We start from the raw sequence: 5,811 nt of genomic DNA, 5'->3' as shown, positions 1-5,811 counted from the left end.
CGGGTAGGGTGTCTGAATGATATTGTGCAGAGCGGCTCCTTGAGATGAGCTGGTTGATCGTGGAATTCCACTGCGATTGGCTGGTGACATAAACTTGAGAGTTTGATCATGGCTCAGAATGAACGCTGGCGGCATGCCTAACACATGCAAGTCGAACGAAGTGCCTTCGGGTACTTAGTGGCGCACGGGTGCGTAACGCGTGGGAATCTACCCCTTGGTTCGGAATAACAGTTGGAAACGACTGCTAATACCGGATGATGACGTAAGTCCAAAGATTTATCGCCGAGGGATGAGCCCGCGTAGGATTAGGTAGTTGGTGTGGTAAAGGCGCACCAAGCCGACGATCCTTAGCTGGTCTGAGAGGATGATCAGCCACACTGGGACTGAGACACGGCCCAGACTCCTACGGGAGGCAGCAGTGGGGAATATTGGACAATGGGCGAAAGCCTGATCCAGCAATGCCGCGTGAGTGATGAAGGCCTTAGGGTTGTAAAGCTCTTTTACCCGGGATGATAATGACAGTACCGGGAGAATAAGCTCCGGCTAACTCCGTGCCAGCAGCCGCGGTAATACGGAGGGAGCTAGCGTTATTCGGAATTACTGGGCGTAAAGCGCACGTAGGCGGCTTTGTAAGTAAGAGGTGAAAGCCCAGAGCTCAACTCTGGAATTGCCTTTTAGACTGCATCGCTTGAATCATGGAGAGGTCAGTGGAATTCCGAGTGTAGAGGTGAAATTCGTAGATATTCGGAAGAACACCAGTGGCGAAGGCGGCTGACTGGACATGTATTGACGCTGAGGTGCGAAAGCGTGGGGAGCAAACAGGATTAGATACCCTGGTAGTCCACGCCGTAAACGATGATAACTAGCTGTCCGGACACTTGGTGTTTGGGTGGCGCAGCTAACGCATTAAGTTATCCGCCTGGGGAGTACGGCCGCAAGGTTAAAACTCAAATGAATTGACGGGGGCCTGCACAAGCGGTGGAGCATGTGGTTTAATTCGAAGCAACGCGCAGAACCTTACCAGCGTTTGACATGGCAGGACGACTTCCAGAGATGGATTTCTTCCCTTCGGGGACCTGCACACAGGTGCTGCATGGCTGTCGTCAGCTCGTGTCGTGAGATGTTGGGTTAAGTCCCGCAACGAGCGCAACCCTCGCCTTTAGTTGCCATCATTTAGTTGGGCACTTTAAAGGAACCGCCGGTGATAAGCCGGAGGAAGGTGGGGATGACGTCAAGTCCTCATGGCCCTTACGCGCTGGGCTACACACGTGCTACAATGGCGGTGACAGTGGGCAGCAAGCACGCGAGTGTGAGCTAATCTCCAAAAGCCGTCTCAGTTCGGATTGTTCTCTGCAACTCGAGAGCATGAAGGCGGAATCGCTAGTAATCGCGGATCAGCATGCCGCGGTGAATACGTTCCCAGGCCTTGTACACACCGCCCGTCACACCATGGGAGTTGGATTCACCCGAAGGCGTTGCGCTAACTCGTAAGAGAGGCAGGCGACCACGGTGGGTTTAGCGACTGGGGTGAAGTCGTAACAAGGTAGCCGTAGGGGAACCTGCGGCTGGATCACCTCCTTTCTAAGGATATCGGCAGAAAGCGCTGACAGGCCCGCATCTTATGGTGCCACCCTGTCGGAAGAGCTTCTTCCATTCCAAAGAACATTAGCCGCCGTCCTCATGTCCCTTCATCACTAGGTTAGTCCATAAGACGAGACAGCATCTGCTGTCTTGGCTGTGGGCAAGCTCGGCCAGCGCGCGAAGCGCGCCCCTGGGTCCCATCAAAGTACTACTTTGATGGGGTCCCTATAAGGCGCAGTTCTGCTGCGTCTGACGGGCGCAGCGGGTGTGGGCCTGTAGCTCAGTTGGTTAGAGCGCACCCCTGATAAGGGTGAGGTCGGTGGTTCGAATCCACCTAGGCCCACCACACACAAGTGCGTTTGGGGCCTTAGCTCAGCTGGGAGAGCGGTTGCTTTGCAAGCATCAGGTCATCGGTTCGATCCCGATAGGCTCCACCATTTCGCAGTCGAAGAGACGCGGCAGCAAAGCTGCCGCGCACTACGACAAGAACGGCCAGCGCCGAGAAGCGCGCCCACAAGGCGCGGCTTCGCCGCGACTGACGGGCTCGCGAGCAACGCACCATCAGCCACAACCTAGAGATGAAGAGAAACGGTTCGCCGCACGAGAGTGCGGTGATTGACGGGCACGCCCGTCGTATTTGACATTGTGAATGGGTTTTTTAAAATCGATGCCGTGAGGTGCTCGATTTTGGAGACGAGGATTGCTTCGGCGGTTCGTGAGCGCTTCGGCGTCAGCGAGCCAAGCGAGCGGTTCGAAGCTCCAGATATCGACATCATCATAACTAATAATCTGGCTGAGATTATAATCATCCGCACCTGACAAAGGCCAACGCGCACTGCTCTGCCGAGTTGGTGACGTTCTTTACGAACGCACCCAGTGATGTCGTTGGTGGTGTGGACTCTCAAGCGTGAGGTAAGGGCAATTCGTGGATGCCTTGGCACATACAGGCGATGAAGGACGTGGCACGCTGCGATAAGCGTCGGTGAGCTGTGAGCAAGCTTTGACCCGACGATTTCCGAATGGGGAAACCCACCTATCCCGATTAATCCAAGCTGTGCGGTAACGCAGGGTATTGGGTTAGTTAGGTTAGGTATCACTTAGCTGAATACATAGGCTTCGTGAAGCGAACCCGGCGAACTGAAACATCTCAGTAGCTGGAGGAAAAGACATCAACCGAGATTCCGTTAGTAGTGGCGAGCGAACGCGGACCAGGCCAGTGCCTGAATTTCAACTAGCAGAACGATCTGGAAAGTTCGGCCATAGCGGGTGACAGCCCCGTATGCGAAAGTGAGAATTCAGGACTCGAGTAGGGCGGAACACGTGAAATTCTGTCTGAACATGGGGGGACCACCCTCCAAGCCTAAATACTCGTATGTGACCGATAGCGAACTAGTACCGTGAGGGAAAGGTGAAAAGCACCCCGATGAGGGGAGTGAAACAGTACCTGAAACGGATTGCCTACAAGCAGTTGGAGGGCTTTTATGGCCTGACAGCGTACCTCTTGCATAATGGGTCTGTGACTTAATGTATCAAGCAAGCTTAAGCCGATAGGTGTAGGCGCAGCGAAAGCGAGTCTGAATAGGGCGCCAGAGTTTGATGTATTAGACCCGAAACCCGGCGATCTAGGCATGACCAGGATGAAGGTGCAGTAACATGCACTGGAGGTCCGAACCGATTAACGTTGAAAAGTTACCGGATGAGTTGTGTTTAGGGGTGAAAGGCCAATCAAGCCGGGAAATAGCTGGTTCTCCGCGAAAACTATTGAGGTAGTGCCTCGCACGAACACCTTAGGGGGTAGAGCACTGGATGGGCTAGGGGGTCGCGAGATCTACCAAACCTAACCAAACTCCGAATACCTAAGAGTGATATGCGGGAGACAGACGGCGGGTGCTAAGGTCCGTCGTCAAAAGGGAAACAGCCCTGACCTACAGCTAAGGCCCCCAAATCGTATCTAAGTGGGAAAGCATGTGGGACTTCCAAAACAACCAGGAGGTTGGCTTAGAAGCAGCCATCCTTTAAAGAAAGCGTAACAGCTCACTGGTCTAAACAAGAGGTCCTGCGGCGAAGATGTAACGGGGCTCAAGATACGTGCCGAAGCTTAGGGTGTGCCACTTATGTGGTACGCGGTAGCGGAGCGTTCCGTAAGCCTGTGAAGCGATCTGGTAATGGGTCGTGGAGGTATCGGAAGTGCGAATGCAGACATGAGTAGCGATAAAGAGGGTGAGATGCCCTCTCGCCGAAAGACCAAGGGTTCCTGCGCAAGGCTAATCCGCGCAGGGTGAGCCGGCCCCTAAGACGAGCCCGAAGGGGGTAGTCGATGGGAACCACGTTAATATTCGTGGGCCTGGTGGTGTGTGACGGATCATGTGTGTTGTCATCCCTTATCGGATTGGGATGGCTTCGAAATGGTTCCAGGAAATAGCCCCACCGTATAGACCGTACCCGAAACCGACACAGGTGGTCAGGTAGAGTATACCAAGGCGCTTGAGAGAAGTGTCCTGAAGGAACTCGGCAAATTGCCTCCGTACCTTCGGAAGAAGGAGGCCCTCACTATGCGCAAGCACTTTGAGGGGGCACAGGCCAGGGGGTAGCGACTGTTTAGCAAAAACACAGGGCTCTGCTAAGTCGGCTTCAAGACGACGTATAGGGCCTGACGCCTGCCCGGTGCCTGAAGGTTAAGTGGAGGGGTGCAAGCTCTGAAATGAAGCCCAGGTAAACGGCGGCCGTAACTATAACGGTCCTAAGGTAGCGAAATTCCTTGTCGGGTAAGTTCCGACCTGCACGAATGGCGTAACGACTTCCCCACTGTCTCCAGGACATGCTCAGCGAAATTGAATTCTCCGTGAAGATGCGGAGTACCCGCGGTTAGACGGAAAGACCCCGTGCACCTTTACTGCAGCTTCAGAGTGGCATTAGGAAGAAACTGTGTAGCATAGGTGGGAGGCTTTGAAGCATCGGCGCCAGCTGATGTGGAGCCATAGGTGAAATACCACCCTGTTTGTTTCTGATGTCTAACCTCGTTCCGTAAGCCGGAACAGGGACCCTCTGTGGCGGGTAGTTTGACTGGGGCGGTCGCCTCCTAAAGAGTAACGGAGGCGCGCAATGGTGGGCTCAGGACGGTCGGAAACCGTCTGTTAGAGTGCAATGGCATAAGCCCGCCTGACTGCGAGACTGACAAGTCGAGCAGAGACGAAAGTCGGTCATAGTGATCCGGTGGTCCCTCGTGGAAGGGCCATCGCTCAACGGATAAAAGGTACGCCGGGGATAACAGGCTGATAACCCCCAAGAGCTCATATCGACGGGGTTGTTTGGCACCTCGATGTCGGCTCATCACATCCTGGGGCTGGAGCAGGTCCCAAGGGTTTGGCTGTTCGCCAATTAAAGTGGTACGTGAGCTGGGTTCAGAACGTCGCGAGACAGTTTGGTCCCTATCTGCCGTGGGCGTCGAAATTTGAGAGGAGTTGACCCTAGTACGAGAGGACCGGGTTGAACATACCTCTGGTGTACCAGTCGTTCCGCCAGGAGCGCAGCTGGGTAGCTATGTATGGACGGGATAACCGCTGAAAGCATCTAAGCGGGAAGCCTCCCTCGAGATAAGATTTCATAGAGCCGTCGGAGACCACGACGTTGATAGATCGGATGTAGAAGTGCGGTAACGCATGGAGCTAACCGATACTAATTGCTCTATTCGCGCTTGAGAGTCTCACACCATCAATGACAACACTGGGTCCGCCCAGTTAGCCAACGATAGTGCGGATGATTAAGACGACGCCAGATTGCCAATCCCCTCGCCGTCGAGGGATTGGTCAAATACCACTACACCAGCACTCGGTGTTCCGAGTGGCTGGCTACAAACCATGCACGGTATCGATTTTAAAACCCTCAGGCACGCTGCAAAGCTAAGCTTGAGGGACCCAGATATGACGCACACGCATGTCGCACCGGCTCCATTGCCTGGTGGCTATAGCGTCGGTGTCCCACCCGATCCCATTCCGAACTCGGCCGTGAAACCCGACTGCGCCAATGGTACTATCGCTCAAGCGATGGAAGAGTAGGTCGTCGCCAGGCATTGAAGCCCGTGCAACATGCATCACGCACCATATCCAAAACCCATTCACAACGTCCCATACCCTCCTTCGCTACAGCGAAGTGTCGCGGGGTGGAGCAGCCCGGTAGCTCGTCAGGCTCATAACCTGAAGGTCACAGGTTCAAATCCTGTCCCCGCAACCA

General features: G+C 54.4%; 1 protein-coding gene, 3 tRNA genes and 3 rRNA genes. All 7 read left to right on the top strand.

Features of this window, described 5'->3' with window-relative positions; translation table 11 throughout:
* The first annotated feature begins 90 nt into the window (after positions 1-90).
* The 7 genes from O6W96_RS19650 to O6W96_RS19620 all read left to right on the top strand — a co-directional run bounded on the left by O6W96_RS19650 (position 91) and on the right by O6W96_RS19620 (position 5,811).
* Positions 91-1,581 (top strand): 16S ribosomal RNA (locus O6W96_RS19650).
* Positions 1,582-1,850: 269 nt separating this feature from the next.
* A tRNA-Ile gene (locus O6W96_RS19645) sits at positions 1,851-1,927 on the top strand.
* Positions 1,928-1,942: 15 nt separating this feature from the next.
* Positions 1,943-2,018, top strand: a tRNA-Ala gene (locus tag O6W96_RS19640).
* 178 nt (positions 2,019-2,196) lie between these two features.
* Positions 2,197-2,400 (top strand): hypothetical protein, encoded by a 204-nt coding sequence (locus O6W96_RS19635; RefSeq protein ID WP_353471110.1) that lies wholly within the window; start codon positions 2,197-2,199, stop codon positions 2,398-2,400.
* A gap of 83 nt (positions 2,401-2,483) precedes the next feature.
* Positions 2,484-5,280 (top strand): 23S ribosomal RNA (locus O6W96_RS19630).
* A gap of 254 nt (positions 5,281-5,534) precedes the next feature.
* Positions 5,535-5,649: ribosomal RNA gene (gene rrf / locus O6W96_RS19625) — 5S ribosomal RNA — on the top strand.
* The 16S, 23S and 5S rRNA genes sit together here with 3 tRNA genes alongside, the layout of an rRNA operon.
* An 85-nt stretch (positions 5,650-5,734) precedes the next feature.
* Positions 5,735-5,811: transfer RNA gene (locus O6W96_RS19620), tRNA-Met, on the top strand.

Source organism: Sphingomonas faeni (assembly GCF_040407495.1).
GTDB lineage: Bacteria > Pseudomonadota > Alphaproteobacteria > Sphingomonadales > Sphingomonadaceae > Sphingomonas > Sphingomonas faeni_D.
This window is presented reverse-complemented; position numbering and strand designations above follow the sequence as displayed.